Below are 18,336 nucleotides of genomic sequence, written 5' to 3'. Positions count from 1 at the left end.
GCATGGCAAGTTGCGAACCATCCGGTTACGACGTGGTGGGCATCGGATTCGGCCCGTCGAATCTGTCCCTCGCCATCGCGCTGCAAGAGCTCGGCGCCACCGGGGCCACCCCGCCGACCGCGCGGTTCTTCGAGAGCCAGCCGTCGTTCGGGTGGCACCGGAACATGTTGCTGCCGACGGCGAAGATGCAGGTCTCGTTCCTGAAGGACCTGGTGACGTTCCGCAATCCCACGTCGCCGTACAGCTTCGTGTCCTTCCTGCACGCGGTCGAGCGCCTGCCGCAGTTCGTCAACAACTCCGACTTCTTCCCGACACGCGCCGAGTTCCACCAGTACCTGGAGTGGGTGGCGGCGAACTTCGCCGACCAGGTGTCCTACGGCACCAGGGTCACCGCCGTCACCCCGCTGCGCAGCTCGGGCCCGGCAGGACCCGTCGACCGCTTCCGGATCCAGGTGTCCTCGCCGGCCACCGGAGAGTCGTCCGTGGAGGCACGCAACGTCGTCCTGGCGACCGGCCTGGCGCCGAGGATGCCGCAGGACTTCGTCCGTGACGAACGGGTCTGGCACAGCTCGGAGTTCCTGGAGAAGTTCCGGCGCTGCGACGCGGCGAAGCTGACCGACATCGTGGTGGTCGGGGCCGGGCAGAGCGCCGCGGAGATCGCCCGCCACTGCTACGACAACGCGCCGAACGCGACGGTCACCGCCGTGATCCCGTCGTACGGCTACAGCATCGCCGACAACACCCCGTTCGCGAACCGGATCTTCGACCCGAACGCGGTGGACGACTACTACTTCGCCGAGGAGCGGGCGAAGGAGAAGTTCTGGCAGTACCACCGGAACACCAACTACTCCGTGGTCGACGACGAGGTGATCCGAAGCCTCTACCAGCGTCAGTACGACGATGAAGTACGGGGTGCCGAGCGGCTGCACTTCGCCGAGCTGTCGCGGGTCACCGACGTCAAGCGCAGCGGTGACGACACCCGGATCACCATCCACTCGCTGGCGACGGACCGGTCCTACGACATGGACGTCGACATCGTCGTGTGCGCCACCGGGTACGAGGCGATGGACATCGCGGGGGTGCTCGGCGAACTCGACGGGTACTGCGCCCGCGACGAGCAGGGCCGCCACCGCCTGGAGCGCGACTACCGGCTGGTCACGACCGATGACGTGAGCGCCGGGATCTACCTCCAGGGCGGTACCGAGCACACGCACGGGCTGTCGTCCTCCCTGCTGTCGAACATGGCGACCCGCAGCGGGGAGATCGTGCGCTCGCTGTCCCGGAACCGGCTGCCCGAAGCGGTGAGTTGCTGATGGGAGGAACGGTCGGAGTGAAGCGAGCCGGCGCGTCCGCGGCGGAGACCGGGGACCGGGCACGGAGCACACTGCTGTGCGTGCCGTTCGCGGGAGCGGGACCGTCGTTCTTCCACCCCTGGCGGGAACTGTCCGCCGGCCGCTGGCGCGTGACCTCGGTCGAGCTGCCCGGCAGGGAGCGCAGGATCCTGGAGACGCCGTACCGCAACGTCGTCGAAGCGGCCAGGAACTCGGTCGACGACATCCTCGCGGACCTCGGCGAAGGGGCGCGGACCGTGCTGTTCGGGCACAGCCTGGGCGCGGTGCTCGCCTACGAGCTGGTGCACCTGCTGAGCGCGCGCGGCGTGCGCGTCGAGCGGCTGGTCGTCAGCGGCTCGCCGGGCCCGTGGACCCAGCGGGAGCGGCGGGCGGCGGGACTCCCGGACGACGAGTTCCTGGCCCGCGTCGAGGAGTTCGCGGGCTTCCGGCACGAGGCGCTCGACCACCCGGAGATGCGCGAGCTGATCCTTCCCGTGCTCCAGGCCGACTGCGAGATGCACGAGGCCTATGTGCCGAGCACCGACGATCCGGTGTCGGTGCCGATCCTCTCGTTGCGGGGCGACCGCGACGGCCTGGTCACCGCGGAGGAGGCCCGGCAGTGGCGGAAGGCGACCACGGCCGGCTTCGGGTACGCGGAGTTCCCTGGCGATCACATGTACCTCGTCGACAGCGGCCGAGAGGTGCTGGACGCGATAGAGAAGACAGCCGCACCCCTGTGACCAGGGGAGACACAAGGAAACGCCGTGTCGACGGCCGTGTCTGGGCGGTGTCAGGTAGTTGTCTGGTCCGGTAGGAATGGTGGAGGCATGAACAGTTCGGTGATCGCAGTCTCGGGGCTGCGCAAGACGTACGGGGACAAGGTCGTACTCGACGGCGTGGACTTCGAGGTCGCCGCGGGATCGATCTTCTCCCTGCTCGGCCCGAACGGGGCGGGCAAGACAACGACGGTCAACATCCTGACGACGCTTCAGAAGGCCGACGCCGGCACGGTGCGCATCGCCGGGCACGACGTGCTGACCGCGACCAAGCAGGTCCGCTCCCTGATCGGCGTGACCGGTCAGTTCGCCGCGGTCGACGAGCTGCTGACGGGCCGTGAGAACCTGCGGATGATGGCGGACCTGAAGCGGGTGCGCAAGGCCGACAGCCTGGTCACCCGGCTGCTGGAGCGGTTCGACCTGGTCGAGTCGGCGGACAAGCAGGCGGGCAGCTACTCCGGTGGTATGCGCCGCAAGCTGGACCTGGCGATGACCCTGGTCGGCAATCCGCAGATCGTCTTCCTGGACGAGCCGACGACCGGCCTCGACCCGCGCAGCCGCCGCACCATGTGGGGCATCGTCCGCGAACTGGTGGCCGACGGCACCACCATCTTCCTCACCACCCAGTACCTGGAGGAAGCCGACCAGCTCGCCGACCAGATCGCGGTGGTCGACCAGGGCCGCATCGCCGCCCACGGCACCCCGGACGACCTCAAGCGCCGCATCCCCGGCACCCACGTCCGGCTCCGCTTCGGCGACCACTACGAACTCGACGCCGCCGCGCGGGTCCTGTCCGGGTCCACCCGCGACGAGCAGGAACTGGTCCTGCGGGTGCCCAGCGACGGCGGTTCGAGGTCGCTGCGGGCCGTGCTGGACCGGCTCGACGAACACATGATCAACGCAGAAGAGTTCTCCGTGCACACGCCGGACCTCGACGACGTTTTCTTTGCCCTCACCGGCCACGCCGGCACCCCCGCGGAGGCAGTCGCAAAATGAGCACCATCTCGATGTCCCTCGGCGACTCGGCAATCATGCTGCGTCGCAACTTCAAGCACCAGACGCGCAATCCGATGTCGGTGTTCCAGGCCGTCCTGCTGCCCATCGTGATCATGTGCATGTTCGTGTTCGTGTTCGGCGGCGCCTTCAACGTCGGCGGCAAGTACATCGACTACGCCGTGCCGGGCCTGGTCGTGATGGCCATCACCTACGGGCTCGGCCCGACGGCGATGTCGGTGAGCAACGACATGACCAAGGGCATCATCAACCGCTTCAAGGTCATGGACGTCTCCCGCGGCGCCGTACTGACCGGTCACGTCGTCGCCACCACGGTGCGCTGCATGCTCGCCTGCGTGGCCATCATCGCCGTCGGCTTCGCGATGGGCTTCCGTACCCACGCCAGCGCCGTCGACTGGCTCGGTGCGATCGCCGTGATGGCGCTGATCGGCTTCGCGGCCAGCTGGCTCACGGTCGCCATGGGCCTGGCCGCCTCCACTCCGGAGTCGGCGGGCATGGCCACCGCGCCGCTGAACATCCTGCCCTTCCTGAGCAGCGCCTTCGTGCCGGCCAGCTCCATGGGCACGGGGGTGCGGCAGTTCGCGGAGTACCAGCCCTTCACCCCGATGATCGAGACGCTGCGCGGCCTGATGCTCGGCACCACGGTCTCGACCGGCCATCTGATCGGCGCCTTCGCCTGGACCGTCGGCATCGCCGTCCTCGGCTACGTGTGGGCGCTCTCCTCCTTCAAGAAGCGAGCGTGACCGCGACCAACGCGGACCAGTCCTCACCGGACCCCTCGCGCGCTGCCTCGGCGAACTCCGTGTCGTCGAGGCAGCGCCGTACCGTCTCCTCGATCCGGTCCACGTCCGGGTGTGAACGGTCCCGCAGCCCGCGTACGGCCGCGCTCGCCGCCAGCAGCCGCGCGGCCCGCCCGTACTGCTCACCGCGCAGCGCCAGGTCCGCCACCCCGACCAGCGCCCGCGCGATCAGGGGGGCGTGCCCCGCCTCGGACGCCGCCGCGAACGCCGTCGCCCGTGCCGTCCGGGCCTCCTCGAAGTCCTCGGCGAGATAGCCCAGCAGATCGTGCGTCAGCGCGCGCACGGTCGCCTGCTCCGCCTCGTCGCCCAGCAGGGTCCGCGCGATGCCGACCTGCCGCCGCGCCTCCTGGAAGTCGCCCGCCCAGCGGGCGAGTTCCGCCCTCGACAGGGCCAGCTCGGCCAGCGCGTCCGGCCAGGCGACCCGCTCGGCGCACCGCTGCGCCTCGGCCAGAGCGCGCGCACTGGCGTCCTGGTCGCCCAGCAGCCAGTACAGCTGCGCCTGCTTCGACCGCATCCGGGTGACGTCCTCGACGGCACCGAGCTCGGTGACGGCCTCGATCGCCTGCTCGTAGTGTTCGCACGCGGCGGCGAATTTGCCGCGCATCGCGATCCGGTCCGCCAGCTCGGTCCGCGCGAACGAGATCCCGAACCGCTCGCCGAGCGCCCGGAACTCGGTGAGCGCCAGCTCCAGGTACGTGTCCGCGTCCCGCCCCTCCCGGCCGAGCATGATCCGCATCTTGCCCAGGTGCAGCCGGGCCAGCGCGCGCACCCAGGGATCCTCGCTGTTCAGCAGCGGTTCGAACGCGGTCGGGGTCGACTCGGGCTCCTGGAGCATGTGCTCCAGCGGGCCGACGAGTTCCAGCGCCGGGTGGCGGTACCGGGCGTGCCGGCTGAACCCGTACGCCTTGTGGATCCACTCCGCGGCCTGGCGTTCATCGCCCCAGCCAGCCGTCAGGAACATCACGACGAGGCCGTAGACCGTGGCCCGGATGTCGTCGCCGACCTCGCTGGGCCGCTCGGCGGCGGCGGTGATCAGCTCCATCCCCTCGGCCCGGTGCCCGCCGAGCCACCAGTACCAGCCCGATCCCGCCGCGAGCCGCATCGCCGCCTGCGCCTCGCCGGCCGCGAGCGCGCCGCGCATCGCGGCACCGATGTTGTCGTGCTCGGCCTCCAGGACGGCCAGCCACTCCAACTGCTCGGCGAGGCGCAGCCGCGGCTCCGCGGCCTCGGCCAGTTCGGTGAAGTAGGCGAGATGAGCCCGGCGTACCAGCTCCGCTTCCCCCGCCTCCGCGAGCCGGAGCCCGGCGTACTCCTTGATCGTGCCGATCATGCGGTAGCGCGGGTCGTCGTCGGCCACCGTATGCAGCAGCGATTTCTCGGCCAGCGAGGTGAGCAGTTCCAGGATCTGCCCCTGCCCGACGCCATCGCCGGCACACACCCGCTCGGCGGCCTCCAGGCTCGCTCCGCCCGAGAACACCGAGAGCCTGCGCAGCACCGTCCGTTCGGCGTCGCTGAGCAGTTCCCAGCTCCAGTCGACCACCGCGCGCAGCGTCTTGTGCCGCGGCAGGGCGGTCCGGCTGCCGCTGGTCAGCAGGCGGAAGCGGTCGTCGAGGCGGTGCGCGAGCTGATCGACGGACATCGTCCGCAGCCGGGCCGCGGCCAGTTCGATCGCCAGCGGCACCCCGTCCAGCGCCCGGCAGATGCGCACCATCGCCGGCAGCGTGCGGGCGTCGACCACGAGGTCCCGGCGCACCGCGCCGGCCCGGTCCCGCAGCAACCGCACGGCGGGCGAGGCCTCCATCTCGGCCCGGCTGGGATACACGTCCGGCAGGGCCAGCGGCTCGACCGGCCACAGCGCCTCGCCGGTGATGCCGAGCGGCTCCCTGCTCGTCGCGAGGATCCGCAGCCGCCGGCACTCGCCGAGCATCCGGTGGGCGAACGCCGCCGCCGACTCGATGACGTGCTCGCAGTTGTCCAGGATCAGCAGCGCCTCACGCTGGCGGACCGCGGCGATGAGCCGGTCCGCCAGCTCCGCGTTCGGCGTCCCGCCGAGCAGCGTGTCCCGCAGGCCCAGCGCGGCGAGCGCCGAGTGCGCCAGGTCGTCGTCGGGGCCGAGGGCCGCCAGCTCCACCAGCCAGACTCCGTCCGCGACATCGTCGAGCAGCGTGCGCGCGGTCTCCGCGGCCAGCCTGGTCTTGCCCGAGCCGCCCGGCCCGATCAGGGTGGTGAGCCGGTGCCCGGAGATGAGGTCGCGGACGGCGGCGATGTCGGCGTCCTTGCCGACGAAGCTGGTCAGCTCGGCGCGCAGATTGGTCTTGCGTGCCTCCTCGCGTCGCTCCAACCCGCCCCGCAGCAGCGCGACATGCAGCTCCGCCAGCTCCGCCGACGGGTCGGCGCCCAGCTCCTCGGCCAGGACCTGACGCGCGCGCTGGAAGACTTGCAGCGCCTCGCTGCCGCGGCCGGCCGCGACGAGGGCCCGCATCAGCAGGGCGGCGAGCCGCTCGCGCAGCGGATGCGCGGCCACCAGGTCGGTCAGCTCGGTGACCAGCTCCGCACCGTTGCCGAGGCCGAGCTCCGCGTCGAACCGGTCCTCCAGAGCGGTCAGGCGCAGCCCCTCGAACCGGGCGACCGCCGCGTCGAAGGCCGCGCTGTTGTGCAGCGCGATGTCCTGCAAGGCCGCGCCGCGCCACAACGCGACGGCCTCGCGCAGCAGTTGGACCCGCCGGGGATCGTCCGCGGCCCGGACCTGGCCCGAGGTGAGCAGCCGCTCGAAGCGCACGGCGTCGACGTCGTCGGGCCCCACCGCCAGCCGGTAGCCGTCCGGCCGCCCCTCGACCAGGCCCTCGGGCAGTGCCTTGCGCAGCCGGGAGGCCAGGCGCTGCAAGGCACTTGGCGCGTCGGAGGGCGGCAGCTCACCCCAGATCCAGTCGACGAGCGCCGCCTTCGGGACCACCTTGCCCGGCCTGAGCGCGAGGGCGGCCAGCAGTCCGCGCAGCCGCGCGCCCGGCACGTCCACCAAGGCGCCGCCGGCGTCGCGGACCTCGAACGGGCCGAGTATTCCGATGTGCACCCGAAGATCTTGCCACGCACGGTCGGCGGGCATCCAGTGCCACCGGAACGAGCACACCGCACGAGTGATCGGCCCGCACCGCACCGCGGCGATCGGCCGGCAAGACGGGAGCGGCCGGTCCGTAAGTTCCGCTCGGGAAAATTTCGAATTCCACTTTAGCGCCGATGGAGCCGTCCGCTGGATATGACCACCGTGGCCGAGAAGGGATTAGCATCCCGACTTGTTGGTCCATTCTCAATGCCACCTGACCTGCGAGCACCGGGCACCACCCACACGCGGTGAGCGGACGAGAATCACGGGACACTCGTTTCGGCCGTTCCATGGATTTGTCTCGCCAGCGGGACACCTGAACGTCCGGCGGAGGAAGGAAGACTGGCAAATGGCATCGAGTGCGCAAACGTCACTCGTTCAGGAGATCTCGGCGCTGTGGCGGGAAATCCTCGGCGATCGCGAGGTCGGGCCGGACAACGACTTCTTCGAGCTCGGCGGCAATTCGATAGCCGGCATCAAGATCATCGAACGGGTGGAGCAGGACTACGGCGTCAAGCTGTCCGTGCGCGACTTCTACCTGGCACAGACCCCCGCGCGGGTCGCCGAGCTGATAGAGCAGGGGAGGGTCGGGACGTGAGGCTGACGCCGGGTCCCGCGCGCGACATCGACCTCGACGGGGTCGACCTGTTCGACCTGGACCTCTACACCTCGGGCGACCCGCACCCGATCTGGGACGTGATGCGGGAGAAGGCGCCCGTGCACCACCAGGTCCTGCCCGACGGGCGGGAGTTCTGGTCGGTGACCCGGCACGAGGACGTCTGCCGGGTGCTCGGTGAGCACCGCGAGTTCACCTCGGAGCGCGGCACCACACCCACCCACGTCGGGGTGGACGACCCCGCGGCGGGCAAGCTGCTGACATCCACCGACCCGCCGCGGCACACCGAGGTCCGCCGGCCGCTCGGCGCGCCGCTCACCCCCCGTGCGGTGAAGTCCTGGGAGGACTCGATCCGCCGCACGATCGTGGGCTTCCTCGAACCGGCCCTGGACGGCGAGAAGTTCGACCTCGCCGAGCGGGCCCTGCTCCTGCCGGCGATGATCACCGGCCCGCTGCTCGGCATCCCGGAGCGGGACTGGGCGGAACTCGTCCAGCTGACCGCGATGGTGACGGCCCCCTCGGACCCGCACTTCATGGTGGGCCACGAGGCCGCCACACTGGCCATCTCCCACCACGAGCTGATCAACTACGTCACCGAGTGGGTCGAACGGCGGCGGGCGCGGGGCGGCGAGGACGACACCCTGCTCACCCACCTCATGAGCGTCCGCGCGGGCGGCGAACCGCTGACCGACGAGGAGATCGCCCTCGACGGCTACAGCATCCTGCTGGGCGCCAACGTGACGACACCGCACACCATCGCCGGCACCGTCCACGCGCTCGCCGAGCGGCCCGAGCAGTTCGAGAAGGCGCAGGCCGACCCGTCGCTGATCCCGAACCTGGTCGAGGAAGGGCTGCGCTGGACATCGCCCGCGTGCAACTTCATGCGCTACGCGGTGGACGACGTCCACCTCGCCGGGGGCACCATCCCGGCCCGTGCGGCCGTCGTCGCCTGGATCGGCTCGGCCAACCGGGACCCCTCCCAGTTCACCGACCCGCACACCTTCGACATCACCCGGAGCAACGCCAAGCGTCATGTCGCGTTCGGGTTCGGGCCGCACTTCTGCATCGGCGCACCGCTGGCCCGGCTGACCCAGCGCGTCTTCTTCGAGGAACTGCTCCAGCGGTTCGGCGCCATCGAACTCGCCGGCGAACCGGAGCACCTGCGGTCGTACTTCATCGCCGGGATGACCCACCTCCCCATCGTCGCGCAGAAACGGCAGACGCCATGACAACGGCCACCACCACCGCCATGTCGCCGTGGTTCGTCCGGCCGCCGGCCGCCGGCCACCGCGCCCGGATCTTCTGCTTCCCCTTTTCCGGTGCCGGGGCATCGGCCTTCAGCTCCTGGCCGGCCGCGCTCGACGGCGCCGAGGTCTGTCCGGTGCAGTTCCCCGGCCGCGAGAACCGGCTGGGCCACCCGCACTACGGCACCTACGAGAATCTCGCCGACGCCCTGGTCGAGCCCCTCGCACCGCTGCTCGACCGGCCGTTCGCGTTCTTCGCCCACTGCTCGGGCGCGCTGCCCGCGTACGAGACCGTGCTCCGGCTCGCCGAACGCGGCCTGCCCACACCGGACTGCCTGTTCGTGTCGGGTCAGCCGGCCCCCCACGACGCCGCGCGCGACCGGATGCTCACCATGACCGAGCCCGAACTGCGCGCCGAGGTCGAGTCGTTCATCCGCAGCCGGGGGATGCAGCCGCGGCCCGACATGGTCGACATGGGCGTCATGGTGCTGCTGCGCGACCACGCGGCCGCGGGCGTGTACCGGCGCGTGGAGCCGGCCGCGGTGCACTGCCCCGTCGTCGTACTGCACTGGCGGGACGACCCGGATGTGAGCCTCGCCGACCTCCAGGGCTGGCGCCGGTACGCGGACTCGGTCGAGTTCCGGGTGCTCGACGGCGGCCACTACGACTTCATGGACGCGCCCGGCGAACTGCGAGAGCTGCTGACCCGCTGGCTGTGAGCACCGTGCGGCCGCCCCGTGGGGCCGTACGCCGAGGGAACCGGAAGGAACGCGAATGAGTGGCGCAGCCACCGGTATTGCCGTCATCGGGATGTCCTGCCGCTTTCCCGGAGTGCCCGACCTGGCCGGGTTCTGGCGGCTGTTGCACGACGGGGGGTCCACCGTCGGCACGTTCCCGGAACAGCGGGCGGCCGACGCGCGGACGAGGCACCTGTCCCACCCGGACGCCGCCACCCTGGACGCCGGGTCGTTCTTCGACTCCGTCGACGGGTTCGACGCCGCCTTCTTCGGGGCGGGCCCCGCGGAGGCGGCCGCCATGGACCCCGTGCAGCGGCTCGGGCTGGAGCTGGCCTGGGAGGCCGTCGAGGACGCCCGCGTGCCGGCGCGCGTCCTCGCGGGCCGCGAGGTCGACGTCGTCGTCGGCGCCGCGCCCTCCGGATACCAGCAGCTGCGCAAGCAGACCGGCAGCGACCAGGACGACCACTACGCCGCCCTCGGCTCCAGTGGCGCGCTGATCGCGAACCGGATCTCCAGCCTGTTCGACGTGCGCGGCATGAGCTTCTGCGCGGATTCGGGCCAGTCCTCCTCCCTCGTGTCGCTGGCGCTGACCTGCGAACGGATCCGGTCCGGCGCCGTCGACATGGCGCTCGCCGGCGGCGTGCACCTGATCGCCGACCCGGAGGCCGGGGCCGGCCTGGCGAATCTGGGCGCCCTGTCGCCCGACGGCCGCTGCTTCCCCTTCGACGCACGCGCCAACGGGTTCGTCCGGGGCGAGGGCGGCGCGTTCGTCCTGCTGAAGCGGCTCGACCACGCCGTCCGCGACGGCGATCACATCTACGCGGTGGTGCGCGGCTGGGGCGTCGGCAGCGGCGGCGCGACCTCCCGCATGCCGGACCCCAGCCCCACCGCGCAGGCGGCCGCGGTGCTGTCCGCGCTGCGCTGCGCGGCCGTACCGTTCGACGGCGTCGACTACATCGAGGCCCACGGCACCGGCACCCGGCTCGGCGACCCGGCCGAACTGTCCGGTCTGCGCGAGGTGTTCCGGGAGACCGGCCGCGGCCGCCCCCTGACGGTCGGCTCGGCGAAGGCGAACGTCGGGCACCTGGAACCGGCCGCCGGCATCGTCGGCTTCGTGAAGGCCGCGCTCTGCGTGGACCGTGCCGAGCTGGTCCCCAATCCGGGCTTCCACTCCCCGAACCCCGCCGTGCCCGACTTCCACGAGTACTTCGAGGTGCTGCGCACCGCCCGGCCCTGGCCGGCCGCGCCGGACCGGCCGCGGCGGGCCGGGGTGACCTCGATCGGCATGGGCGGCACCAACGCGCACCTGATCCTCGAACAGGCCCCCGACCGGACGGCCGGACGCCCCGCCGCGCACGCCCCGTCGCGGAAACCGGCGGCCGTCCGGGGCGGCGGCCCGGTGCCGTGGGTGCTGTCCGCGCGGTCGGAGGCCGCCCTGCGGGAGCAGGCGGCCCGGCTGCGGGAACTCCTGGCCGCCGACGCGTCCGTGCCGGCGGCCGATGTGGGCCACTCGCTGGTGGCCACGCGGCAGTCGTTCGAACACCGGGCGGTGCTCCTGGCCGGGGACCGCGAGGAGGCGCTCGCCGGTCTCGCCCCGCTGGCGGCGGGCGGCGACGCGGCGGGCGCGGTGCGCGGTACGGCCACGGCTCCGGCGGGTCCGGTCGTCTTCGTGTTCCCCGGCCAGGGCTCGCAGTGGCCGGGCATGGGACGGCGGCTGTACGCGGAGTCGGAGGTGTTCGCCCGCGCGATCGACGAGTGCGGGCGGGCCCTGGCGCCGTGGGTGGACTGGTCGCTGGTGGACGTGGTGACCGGCGCGCCGGGGGCCGCGTCCCTGGACCGGGTGGACGTGGTCCAGCCGGCGCTGTTCGCCATGATGGTGTCGCTGGCGCGGGTGTGGCGGTCGCTGGGCGTGGTCCCCGAGGCGGTGGTCGGGCACTCGCAGGGCGAGATCGCCGCGGCCTGCGTGTCCGGCGCGCTCTCGCTGGAGGACGCGGCGCGTGTCGTCGCCCTGCGCAGCCGGGCCCTGATCGAGCTGGCCGGTCCGGGCGGGATGAGCGCGGTGGCCGCGCCCGCCGACTGGGTGCGCGACCGGCTCGGCCCGTGGTCCGGCAGGCTCTCCATGGCCGCCGTCAACGGGCCGTCGTCCGTGGTGATCTCCGGGGACGACGCGGCACTGGACGAGTTCGCCGCGCTGGCGGCCCGCGACGAGGTCCGGGTGCGCCGGGTCAAGGTGGACTACGCCTCGCACTCCCACCACGTCGAACGCATACGTGAGCGGCTGCTCCGGGACACCGCGGGGGTGACCCCCGGTGAGTCGGTGGTGCGGTTCCACTCCACGGTCACCGGCGCACCGCTCGACACCCGCCGCCTCGACGGCTCGTACTGGTACGACAACCTGCGCTCGATGGTGCGCTTCGGCGAGGTCGTGGACGATCTGATGCGCCGGGGCGGCGGCGTGTTCGTGGAGGTCAGCCCGCACCCCGTGCTCCAGGTGGCGATGGAGGAGGCCGCCGACGCGCTGCCGGACCCGCCGGTGGTGGTGGGCACCCTGAACCGGAACGACGGCGGCACCGGCGACATCCTGACCTCGCTGGCCCGGCTGCACGTGCGGGGGGTGCCGGTGGGCTGGGAGGCGGTGTTCGCCGCGGACCGACCGCGCCGGATCGCCCTGCCGACCTACCCGTTCCAGCGGCAGCGGTACTGGCTGACGGCGCCCGGCGCCACCGCCACCACCGACGACACCGCGCACGCGGGCCCCTCCGTACACCTGGACTCGGAGGAATCGGTCCTCGACCTCGTGTGCGCCGAGACGGCGGCGCTGCTCGGCGGCAGGGAACCCGCGCCGACCGGCGCAGCGCTCGTGGCACGGGCGGCCGAGACCTTCAAGGACCTGGGGTTCGACTCCTCGACGGCCGTGGCGCTGCGCAACCGGCTCACCGCGGCGACCGGGGTGCGGCTGCCGGCCACCGTCGCGTTCACCTACCCCACCCCGCACCGGCTCGCCTGCCGCATCTTCTCCCTCCTGGAGCAGCCGGCGCCCGGCGTCCCGGAACCGGCGGCGGAAGCGAGCCCGCCGGGCCCCGGTGACGACGAGCTCTACGCCCTGATCGACCGCGGTTACGTGTAGCCGCACCCGTTCTTCCAAGTAACCGATGAGGGAGGCCCTGGTGGAGGAAGTCGACAAGCTCCGGTCCTACTTGCGACGTGCCGTCGGCGACGCGCAGCAGTTGCGCGAGCGGGTCCGCGAGCTGGAGGAGTCCGCGCGCGAGCCCATCGCGGTCGTGGGCGTGGGGTGTCGCTTCCCGGGCGGGGTGACGTCCCCCGACGACCTGTGGGAAGTGGTGTCCGACGGCGTGGACGCGATGAGCGGCTTTCCGGCGGACCGCGGCTGGGACCTGGAGGCGCTGTACTCCCCGGACCCCGAGGCACCCGGCACCACGTACACGCGCGCGGGCGGGTTCCTGCCCGGTCTCGCGGAGTTCGACGCGCCGTTCTTCGGCATCAGCCCGCGCGAGGCACTGGCGATGGACCCGCAGCAGCGGCTGATCCTGGAGATGGCGTGGGAGGCGCTGGAGCGGGCCGGCATCGACCCGGCCGGCCTGCGCGGTACGGCGACCGGGGTGTTCACCGGGCTCTACGCCGTGGACTACGGCCCGCGGATGGGCGGCGGCGCGGCCGGCGAGGCCGAGGGCTTCGCGAGCACCGGGACGTACACCAGCGTGGCCTCGGGCCGGGTGGCGTATGTGCTGGGCCTGGAGGGCCCGGCGGTGTCGCTGGACACCGCGTGCTCGTCCTCGCTGGTCGCCGTCCACCAGGCCGTACGGTCGCTGCGGTCGGGGGAGTGCGCGCTGGCGCTGGCCGGCGGGGCCTCGGCGCTGTCGACGCCGGGGCTGCTGGTGGAACTCGCGCGGCAGCGGGGGCTGTCGGCGGACGGGCGGTGCAAGGCGTTCGCGGACGCGGCGGACGGTACCGGTTTCTCCGAGGGCGTGGGCATGCTGGTGCTGGAACGGCTCTCGGACGCGCGGCGCAACGGGCGGCGCGTCTGGGCGGTGATCCGGGGCTCGGCGATCAACCAGGACGGGGCGTCCAACGGGCTGACCGCGCCGAACGAACTGGCGCAGCGCCGGGTCATCCGGGCCGCGCTCACCGATGCCGGGCTGTCGGGCGGCGAGGTGGACGCGGTGGAGGCGCACGGCACCGGCACCAGGCTGGGCGATCCCATCGAGGCCGAGGCGCTGCTGGCGACCTACGGGCAGGAGCGGGAGCCGGGCAGTCCGTTGTGGCTGGGGTCGCTCAAGTCGAACATCGGGCATACGCAGGCGGCCGCGGGGGTCGGCGGCATCATCAAGATGATCATGGCGATGCGTCATGGGGTGCTGCCGAGGACGTTGCACGTGGACCGTCCCTCGTCCCATGTGGACTGGTCGGCCGGGGCGGTCGAGCTGCTGACCGAGGCCCGTGAGTGGCCCGGCACACCCGGCCGGCCCCGGCGCGCGGGCGTATCGGCCTTCGGCATCAGCGGCACCAACGCACACGTGATCCTGGAGCAGGCCCCCGAGGCGCGGCCGGAACCCGGCGCCGCGGCCGAGGACCCCACCGCCCCCGCCGGTGTGGTCCCGCTGGTGCTGTCGGCGCGCTCGGAACAGGCGCTGCGGGCACAGGCGCAGCGGCTGCGGGACCACCTGGCCGCGGACGCCGCACGGCCGCTCGCGGGGGTGGGACACGCGCTGGTGACGACACGCTCGCTGTTCGAGTACCGCCAGGTGGTGATCGGCACCGGCCGGGACGACCTGCTCGCGGGCCTCGCGGCCGCGGCCGCGGGCGACGACGGCGGCCACCTCGCCCTGGTGTCCGGGGTCGCCCGGCCGGTCGGCAAGACGGTGTTCGTCTTTCCGGGCCAGGGCTCCCAGTGGGCCGGAATGGGGCAGGAACTGTGCGCCTCCTCACCGGTGTTCGCGCGGCGCATGCGTGAGTGCGCCGACGCGCTGGCGCCGTACGTGGACTGGTCGCTCTTCGACGTGCTCGGCGACGCCGAGGCGCTGGAGCGGGTGGACGTCGTACAACCCGCGCTGTGGGCCGTGATGGTGTCGCTGGCCGAGGTGTGGCGCTCGTACGGGGTGCGGCCCGCGGCCGTCGTGGGCCACTCGCAGGGCGAGATCGCCGCCGCGTGCGTCGCCGGCGCCCTGTCGATCGAGGACGCGGCGAAGGTGGTCGCGCTCCGGTCGAAGGCGATCCTGGCGCTGTCCGGGCGCGGCGGCATGGTGTCGGTCGCGCTGCCGGAGGCGGAGGTACGCGCACGGCTGACGGACGGGCTGTCCGTCGCGGTCGTCAACGGACCCTCCGCCGTGGTGGTCTCCGGTGACGTGGCCGCGCTGGACGCGCTGCTGGCCGCCTGCGAGGCGGACGGGGTGCGGGCGCGGCGCGTGCCGGTGGACTACGCCTCCCACTCCGCACACGTGGACGCCCTGCACGACGAACTGGCCCGGCTGCTCAAGGGACTTGAACCGCGCCCGGCGGAGATCCCCTTCTTCTCGACGGTGACGGCCGGCTGGCTGGACACCACGGAACTGGACGCCGGGTACTGGTTCGCCAACCTGCGCCGCACGGTCCGCTTCGAGGAGGCGACCCGTGCCCTGGCCGAGCAGGGCTTCCGCTGCTTCGTGGAGGCATCCCCCCATCCGGTCCTGACGGTGGGGGTGGAGCAGACCCTGGACGGCGCGGGTGTCGAGGCCGCCGTCGTGGGCACCCTGCGGCGCGACGAGGGCAATCTCGCGCGGCTGTACCGGTCGGCGGCCGAGGCCTTCGTGGCGGGCGCCGCGGTGTCATGGCAGGCGGCCTTCCCGGACCAGGGCGGCCGCTGGACCGAGCTGCCCACGTACGCCTTCGAGCGTCACCGCTACTGGCTGGACGCGCCGCGGGAGACCACCGCCGGGAGCACCTCGGACCATCCGCTGCTCGACGCCGTGATCGAGCTGCCGGCTGCCGAGGGGCGTGGCGGGATCGCGGGCAGCGGCCGGCTGTCGCTGGAGCGCCACCCGTGGCTCGCCGAGCATGTGGTGCACGGCGCCGTCCTGGTGCCGGCGGCGGTGCTGGCGGAGCTGGCGGTGTGGGCGGCGGACCGGGCGGGGTACGACGCCGTCGGCGAACTCACCCTGGAGAGCCCGCTGGTGCTCTCCCGCACGGGCGACCGCGAGATCCGCGTCGTGATCGACGGCGAGGGCGTCCTCGGTGTCCACTCGCGCGGCGCGGGCGAGACCGCGTGGACGCGCAACGCCGTGGGTGTCGCCGGATCCGGCGACCGGCCCGAGGGCGCGGAGGGCCTCGCCGCGTGGCCGCCCGCGGGCGCCGCCGACGTGCCCTTCGAGGACGAGTACGCGCGGCTGTCCGCCCTCGGGTTCGGCAACGGACCCCTGCTGCGCGGTCTGCGGCGGGTGTGGCGCCGGGGCGACGTCCTGTTCGCCGAGGTCGCGCAAGCCACCACCGACGGCGCGGACCGCGGCCGGTTCCGCATCCATCCGGCGCTGCTGCACGCCGCGTTGCTCCCGGTCGGCCTCGGCCGGTTCGTCGACAACGACCGGCCCGAGGGCTGGCTGCCGCTGCGCTGCACGGGCCTTCGCGTGCACCGTGCCGCCCGGCCGGACGTGCTGCGTGTCCGGCTCGCGCCCGCGGGGCAGAACACGCTGTCCGTGACCCTCGCGGACCAGGACGGCGCACCGCTCGGCGGCATCGAGGCGCTGACCCTGCGGCCCGCGGACGTCACCCAACTGACCGAACTGAGCTTCGACCACCGGGACGCGCTGTACCGCGCGGACTGGGTTCCGGTCCCCCTCCCGCCCTCCGCTGCCGCCGGGCAGCGCGCGGTGCTGGGCGCGTCCGACGCGGTCACCGCGGCCCTGGCACAGGGCGGGGCGGTCTTCACCGGTCCCGGTGAACTAGCCGCCGCCGGCGGGGAGATACCCCCGCTCGTCCTCGCCGCCGTCGACCCGGCGCCCGCGGACGGCACCGACCTGCCCGCCGCCGTCGAGCGCGGCCTGCACCGGGTGCTGCGGTGGACGCGGGAATGGCTCTCGGACGCCCGGTTCGCCGACTCCCGCCTGGTCGTCGTGACGCGGCGGGCCTTCCACGACGAGCAGGTCCCGCACCCCGACCCCGCGTCGGCCGCGGTCTGGGGCTTCGTCCGCACCGCGCAGACCGAGAACCCCGGCCGCTTCGTCCTCGTGGACATCGACGACCAGCCCGGCTCCCGGACCCTCGTCGCCGCCGCGGCCGGGACCGGGGAGGCCCAGCTCAAGATCCGGGCCGGTACCGTGACCACCCCGCGGCTGGTCCACGCCCTCGGGGCGCCCGGCAGGCCGGCCCCCGGCGCGCCGCGGGACGTGCCCGCGCTCGGCTCCGGCACGGTGCTGATCACCGGAGGCACCAGCGGCCTCGGGGCGCGACTGGCCCGGCACCTGGTGGCGCGGCACGATGTGCGCCGGCTGGTACTGACCAGCAGACGGGGACGGAACGCCCCGGAGGCGGCGGCGCTGCGGGCCGAACTGACCGGTGCCGGGGCCGAGGTCGAGATCGCGGCCTGCGATGTCACCAGCCGTGACGCCGTCGCCGCGCTGCTCGCCGCCCAGCCGTCCGCACACCCGCTGACCGCGGTGATCCACTGCGCCGGCCTGCTGGACGACGGCGTCGTCGAGGCGCTGACCGAGGAGCGCGTGGACGCGGTCCTCGCGCCGAAGGTGCGCGGCGCCTGGCATCTGCACGAGCTGACCCGCAACCTGGACCTGTCCGCGTTCGTCCTGTTCTCCTCGGTCGCCGGCGTGCTCGGCACGGCGGGACAGGCCAACTACGCGGCGGCCAACGCCTTCCTCGACGGCCTGGCCGAGGCCCGCCGCGCCACGGGCCTGCCGGCCACCTCGCTGTGCTGGGGCTTCTGGGCCGACCGCAGCGAGATGGTGGCCGGCCTCGGCGACGAGGACGTCGTACGCCTGCAACGGCAAGGCGTGCAGCCGATGGCCTCGCACGAGGGGCTCGCACTGTTCGACGCGGCGCTCGCGCTGGCCGAGCCGGTGCTGGTGCCCGCGCGCCTGAACCTCGCCGCCCTCGACACGGCCGCACCGCTGCTGCGCGCCCTGCCCGGCACCGGCACGCCTGCCGGACCCGGCGGCGGTCCGGCGCACGGGGAGTCCGGCGGCACCGCACTGGCGCAGACGCTGGCCGCGCTGCCGGCGGCCGAGGCCGAGGCGGCGCTGCTCGATGCCGTGCGGGCGCAGACCGCGCTCGTCCTCGGCCACGCCGACAGCCGGCGGATCGGCCCCGCCGCCACGTTCAAGGAGCTGGGGATCGACTCGCTCACGGCACTGCAGCTGCGCAACAAGCTGTCGGCGGTGACCGGTCTGAAGCTCCCCGCCACACTCGTGTTCGACCACCCGAACCCGGCCGCCCTCGCCCGGTTCCTCACCGCGGGCATCGCCCCCGGCGCCGGACCGGAGTCCCCGGCCGACGGCCTGGTGAAGGAGATCGAGGGGCTGGGTGCCCGGCTGGAGGACGCGTTCGCGCGGCTCGCCGAGCCGGACCAGGCCACCATTTCCACCCTGCTCGGCGAACTTCAGGGCCGGGTCCGTTCGCTGGCGAGCGCCGGATCACCGGTCGGCATCGTCGACCAGATCACTTCCGCATCAGCGGGCGAGCTGCTCTCGCTGCTGGACAAAGAGCTCGGCTAGGGGA

10 protein-coding genes are annotated in these 18,336 nt (G+C 73.1%); 9 read left to right on the top strand and 1 reads right to left on the bottom strand.

Translation table 11 applies throughout. The features are described 5' to 3' along the window. The first annotated feature begins 2 nt into the window (after positions 1-2). The 4 genes from AC069R_RS27040 (at position 3) to AC069R_RS27025 (ending at position 3,864) form a co-directional block, all read left to right on the top strand. Positions 3-1,313, top strand: coding sequence for a lysine N(6)-hydroxylase/L-ornithine N(5)-oxygenase family protein (locus AC069R_RS27040; protein WP_478769397.1), 1,311 nt, complete (start codon positions 3-5; stop codon positions 1,311-1,313). 17 nt (positions 1,314-1,330) lie between these two features. Then, entirely contained in the window at positions 1,331-2,071 is a 741-nt protein-coding gene (locus AC069R_RS27035; RefSeq protein WP_478769396.1) for a thioesterase II family protein, read from the top strand. Between the two features lie 87 nt (positions 2,072-2,158). After that, positions 2,159-3,103 carry an ATP-binding cassette domain-containing protein gene (locus AC069R_RS27030; protein ID WP_478769395.1) on the top strand — a complete coding sequence of 315 codons (945 nt, stop codon included), beginning with the start codon at positions 2,159-2,161 and terminating at the stop codon, positions 3,101-3,103. Continuing rightward, on the top strand, positions 3,100-3,864 hold the full coding sequence (locus tag AC069R_RS27025) for an ABC transporter permease (protein ID WP_397988437.1): 765 nt from the start codon (positions 3,100-3,102) through the stop codon (positions 3,862-3,864). Before AC069R_RS27030 ends, AC069R_RS27025 begins: the two co-directional genes overlap by 4 nt. On the opposite strand, the gene AC069R_RS27020 is transcribed toward AC069R_RS27025, so the two are convergent. Next, on the bottom strand, positions 3,848-6,991 hold the full coding sequence (locus tag AC069R_RS27020; protein ID WP_478769394.1) for a BTAD domain-containing putative transcriptional regulator: 3,144 nt from the start codon (positions 6,989-6,991) through the stop codon (positions 3,848-3,850). The genes AC069R_RS27025 and AC069R_RS27020 overlap by 17 nt on opposite strands. A gap of 379 nt (positions 6,992-7,370) precedes the next feature. Here AC069R_RS27020 and AC069R_RS27015 point away from each other — a divergent pair, with 379 nt between their 5' ends. From AC069R_RS27015 to AC069R_RS26995, 5 genes are read left to right on the top strand one after another with little or no spacing between them, the layout of a single operon-like run. Further along, positions 7,371-7,619 carry a phosphopantetheine-binding protein gene (locus AC069R_RS27015; protein WP_397988441.1) on the top strand — a complete coding sequence of 83 codons (249 nt, stop codon included), beginning with the start codon at positions 7,371-7,373 and terminating at the stop codon, positions 7,617-7,619. Next, complete coding sequence (locus AC069R_RS27010; protein ID WP_478769393.1) at positions 7,616-8,866, top strand: cytochrome P450; 1,251 nt, start codon at positions 7,616-7,618, stop codon at positions 8,864-8,866. The genes AC069R_RS27015 and AC069R_RS27010 overlap by 4 nt, the downstream gene beginning before the upstream one ends. Beyond that, positions 8,863-9,600, top strand: a complete 738-nt coding sequence (locus AC069R_RS27005; protein WP_478769392.1) for a thioesterase II family protein — start codon at positions 8,863-8,865, stop codon at positions 9,598-9,600. Before AC069R_RS27010 ends, AC069R_RS27005 begins: the two co-directional genes overlap by 4 nt. Positions 9,601-9,655: 55 nt before the next feature. Further along, a complete protein-coding gene (locus AC069R_RS27000; protein ID WP_478769391.1) occupies positions 9,656-12,745 on the top strand; it encodes a type I polyketide synthase in 3,090 nt (1,029 codons plus the stop codon). Positions 12,746-12,785: 40 nt separating this feature from the next. Continuing rightward, positions 12,786-18,332, top strand: a complete 5,547-nt coding sequence (locus AC069R_RS26995) for a type I polyketide synthase (RefSeq protein WP_478769390.1) — start codon at positions 12,786-12,788, stop codon at positions 18,330-18,332. Positions 18,333-18,336 lie beyond the last annotated feature (4 nt).

The organism is Streptomyces sp. NPDC043952 (genome assembly GCF_056435325.1).
The sequence above is the reverse complement of the archived record's forward strand: the minus strand, read 5'-3'. Positions and strand labels throughout refer to the sequence as shown.